Source organism: Brevundimonas sp. UBA7534 (genome assembly GCF_002479325.1).
Lineage (GTDB): Bacteria > Pseudomonadota > Alphaproteobacteria > Caulobacterales > Caulobacteraceae > Brevundimonas.
Map to the genome: position 1 here is coordinate 1 of NZ_DLMO01000149.1, position 4,094 is coordinate 4,094.

The following is a 4,094-nucleotide window of genomic DNA, read 5'->3' on the forward strand; positions in this document are numbered from 1 at the left end:
TCGGGAAGGCCGCCGAGACCCCAGAAGCGCCCTGAATCCAGGACAACGGGGAGGGTGGGGACGCCGAGCGCCTTGTAGAGAAACTCCACGCCACGCCGGAATTCGATCGGTTCGCCGACCCCCTTGCGGGTGCCTTCCGGAAAGATCAGCACGGGGCGTCCGAGCGCCAGGGCCGCCCGACTTTGCAATGTCATCTCCCGGAGGGAGGCGGCCGCCGATGCCCGATCGATCAGAATCATGGGCGAGTGCCTCAGGTACCAGCCCATCACCGGGATACGCAGGAGTTCGCGCTTGGCCACAATCGCAACATCAGGAAACAGGATGAGGGCCGCCAAGGTTTCCCAGGTCGATTGATGGTTGGAGACAATCAGGCCCGGCATAGGATGAACGTGCTCCCGGCCCCGCTCCCGATGCCGCAATCCGACGACGCCAGCCAGCAGGGCCAGAACGCCGCGGGCCCAGACCCGCGACAGCATTCGCACCGCCGTCGGCGGGGACCCGGCGATCGATACGAGCGGGATCGCCAGACCAAAAAGCGCGGTCCAGAGTCCCCACAGGCCGCCAAACGCGAGTGAACGCAGCGCAGACACGAGACCCTCCGTTCACGCGACGACTGGGAGGAACGCTCCAATCACTACAAGGGACGCCGCGGCGGTCCTTCCATTACATGTCGGGGGTGACACGCCCGTGCCGTGCCCCTGAGCGCAAAATAGCAAGGCATGGGCTTCAACGTTGGGTTTGGGCCGCAAACCGCGTTGCCTGTAATGTCGCCCATACTCCGGCGTCTCACCGTGCGACTCCTCTCCACCACGGTGAGCCCGATGATCAAGGAAGCCCTCCGGTCCATTCTGCCCGACCGCACCGCATTCCACCTTCTCGCCACGGCGCTTGGCCGCGCCGTACAGCATGGCTCGCTCGTGGTCATCGATCCCTGGGGACAGCGCCATGTCTTCGGCCCGGACGACACGCCAACGGCGAGCATCCGGGTCACGGATCCCCGCATCCCGGGACGCGTCCTGGCCGACCCCATGCTGGGCGTGGGTGAAGCCTACATGGACGGCACGCTTGTTCTGGAACAGGGTTCGCTGCGTGACTTCCTGATGATGGGTGTTTCCATCGCAAGTGATTTCGCCAAATCGTCCCAGGCGGCGCGTGGATTCGCCAGCCCGTCCCAAAAGCCCCAACGGCCCAACCCGGTCGAACGGGCTCGCGCCAATGTCGCCCACCACTATGACCTCTCCGAGGAATTCTATCGCCTCTTCCTCGACCCCGACCTGCAGTACTCCTGCGCCTATTTCCAGGATGGCGACGAAAGTCTTGAACTGGCCCAGGCCAAGAAGAAGCGTCACATCGCCGCGAAGCTGCGTCTGGAGACCGGCGCCCGCGTGCTCGATATAGGAAGTGGTTGGGGCGGCCTGGCGCTTGAGCTGGCGAGCCGGCACGGCGTCGAAGTCGATGGTCTGACGCTCTCACGGGAACAGTTCAAAGTCGCCACCGCCCGTGTGGCGGACGGCGGTCTGGTACCGCATGTGCGGTTTCACCTTCGCGACTACCGTCATGAGACCGGGGTCTACGACCGGATCGTGTCGGTCGGGATGTTCGAACATGTCGGCCCGACGCACTATGGAGAGTTCTTCGATATCGTACATCGATTGCTGGCGCCGGACGGGCTCGCCGTCATCCACGCGATCGGCAGAACGGGTCCGCCGTCGGGTTGTGACCCGTGGATCGAAAAATATATCTTTCCCGGCGGATACTGCCCGGCATTGTCGGAAGTGTTCACCGCCATCGAACCTAGCGGGCTCCGCGTGACTGATGTGGAACTCCTGCCGCTCCACTACGCCGAGACCCTTCGGTGCTGGTCCGAACGGTTCCGGGCTCATCGGGCCCGCGCGGTCGAGATTTACGACGAGCGCTTCTGTCGGATGTGGGAGTTCTACCTTGCAGCCTGCGAGGCGGCGTTCAGGGGCGGCAATATGACGGTGTTTCAGATTCAGCTCACGCGAAGCATCAAGGCTTCCCCGCCCACGCGGGACTACATGATCGACGAGGAACGCCGGTTGATCGTCTGAGCCGAACGACCGGGACCATGTAATGCCGTGGACCCCTGCGCATCTAATCCCGGTCACGACCAAGAAGGTCAGACAGCAAGATCGAAGGGCGGAGCAATAAACGAAGAAAATGTTGTTGTCGCGGTGTTTGACAACCATGCCGAGGCCGAGGAAGCGGTCCGTGAAATCGGCCGCTCGGACTTTCCAGTTCGGCAGCTCACCATCATCGGTAAAGGCTATCACAGCGACGAGAAGGTGATCGGCTTCTACAACGTCGGCGATCGAATCAAGCTCTGGGGCACGAACGGTGCTTTCTGGGGCGGCCTATGGGGCCTCTTCGTGGGCGGCGTTTTCATGACAGTGCCGCTGATCGGTCCCGTGGTCGTGCTGGGGCATCTCGCCGCCATGCTCCTGGGCGCCGTCGAGGGCGCGCTCCTGGTCGGCGGCGTAAGCGCTCTCGCAGGCGCCCTGGCTGGCATCGGCAACCCGAAGGACTCGGTCATCCGCTACCAGGAAGCAGTCAAGGCGGACAAATTCCTGGTCCTGGCCCACGGCGCGCCGGAAGAGATCAAGCGCGTTCAGGTGTTGCTGAAGTCAGCCGCGCCCAGCGACTTGCAGGTTCATCATGGCACCTGCGCCGGCCATGAAGGCCACGCGGCCCAACAGCGGCACCATCACGCGCCGGCCGAGGCGAAGGCCTGAGCTGAGAACGGCGATCCGGCGCGCCAGACCGGCTCCGTCCGCAGCTTGAGATCCGGGACGGAGCCGGATTGGCGCAATTCGCCGGCGACCGCCGTCATGCGCCGAGTGAAGGGCCTCTGATCGCCCGGCCGCTTGAAGCGCCGACGGCCCGCGCCGTCGCCCCGCTGGCATCTCGACGACTTGGTCGGCGGGAAGGTGAACAGACGCATGCACCCTGTAGCGGGCCGTGGCCAAGGCGAGCTCCTCGACCTCCTTGTCCAGCACCGGCGCCGCACAGAGGCCGCATCGAAGCAGAGCCCGGCCTCTGCACAATCGGCCAATTGAGCCGGAGATGTTCACGACTGACGGCTTGGCGTGATCTGGCGCAGCCCACGCAGCAGCCCAGCCTTTCCTGACCACCCACGCGGTGAGGCGGGAGCTGCTCCACGCCGCGCCACCCGGGTTCGACAGGTTGTCTATCCGCGGAACGGTCCCTCCGGGCGACCGGAGATCGGGGCTTTAGTTTCCACCCTCCCGGCCCCCGGCGGCGCGGAGGAGGTCGCCGACCCGACGTCCGTTGAGCCTGCAGGAGGCGATCACGCGGTCGTGGACGATGACCCGGCCGTTCCGGCCCCGAACCGCGACGCAATCGAGCCGGCGGCGGGCGACGAGGCGAGCCAGGCGGTCACGGTCCGCGCGGCCGGTGGCGCTGTGCAGTTCGGGGGCGTCGAAGTCCGAAAGGCGCACCTCGATCCAGGCGGCCGGGTCGACGGCGTCACCCACGCACAGACTGTCGCCGTCGCCGACTAGCGCACGATCCCCTCAAAGGCTTCCCCGGCGCGAGCGGGCAGCCGGCCCTCGCACGGATCGGCCCGGGCGACGGCCGGCGCCAGCAGGAGTCCGGCGGTGATCAGAAGCCATTTCATCGGCCCGTGGTGGCGCGACGCCGGGCCGGGGACAAGCCCGGCGTGGAGAGAAAGGAAGGCCGGACGGCGGGCGCTCCGTGGTGGAGCGGAGAAGGAGACCGCCATGAGACCGACCCCGACCCCGACCCTGATCCGGGCGCCGGCCCCCGAACCACGCGGGCGCCGTCCCGCGTCGCCGACCCTGGTCCCTGCGGCGCTGGACGATCAGACCTTGCTGGCTCTGATACTGGAGCGGATGGATCCGGAGACGGATTCTGCGCGGCTCGCCGCCGCCTTGCTCGAACAGTTCGGGAGCCTCGGCGGCGTCGCCGGCGCGGCGCCCGGCGATCTGGCCCAGGCGTCCAGCGTGGGGGCCGTCCTCCGGGCCGAGCTGACGCTTGTGCGCGAGTTCGCGGTCCGTCTTGCGCGCGCCGAAGCCAGCCGCCGCCCGGTCATC

Annotated in this window: 4 protein-coding genes and 1 pseudogene; 3 read left to right on the forward strand and 2 right to left on the reverse strand. The window is 66.6% G+C overall.

Annotation, left to right across the window (positions count from 1 at the left end):
* Positions 1 to 590, reverse strand: a 590-nt coding sequence (locus tag B2U11_RS12190; protein ID WP_292072039.1) for a lysophospholipid acyltransferase family protein, incomplete at its 3' end; no start/stop codon positions are given.
* A 231-nt stretch (positions 591 to 821) separates the two neighbouring features.
* On the opposite strand from B2U11_RS12190, the gene B2U11_RS12195 reads away from it, so the two are divergent.
* Complete coding sequence (locus B2U11_RS12195; RefSeq protein ID WP_292072040.1) at positions 822 to 2,072, forward strand: SAM-dependent methyltransferase; 1,251 nt, start codon at positions 822 to 824, stop codon at positions 2,070 to 2,072.
* A gap of 123 nt (positions 2,073 to 2,195) precedes the next feature.
* Positions 2,196 to 2,753 (forward strand): general stress protein, encoded by a 558-nt coding sequence (locus B2U11_RS12200; RefSeq protein WP_292072042.1) that lies wholly within the window; start codon positions 2,196 to 2,198, stop codon positions 2,751 to 2,753.
* Between the two features lie 498 nt (positions 2,754 to 3,251).
* Here B2U11_RS12200 and B2U11_RS12205 read toward each other — a convergent pair whose 3' ends face one another.
* Positions 3,252 to 3,515 carry a hypothetical protein gene (locus tag B2U11_RS12205; RefSeq protein ID WP_292072045.1) on the reverse strand — a complete coding sequence of 88 codons (264 nt, stop codon included), beginning with the start codon at positions 3,513 to 3,515 and terminating at the stop codon, positions 3,252 to 3,254.
* Positions 3,516 to 3,761: 246 nt separating this feature from the next.
* On the opposite strand from B2U11_RS12205, the pseudogene B2U11_RS12210 reads away from it, so the two are divergent.
* A pseudogene (locus B2U11_RS12210) lies at positions 3,762 to 4,094 on the forward strand (hypothetical protein); the annotation flags it as partial.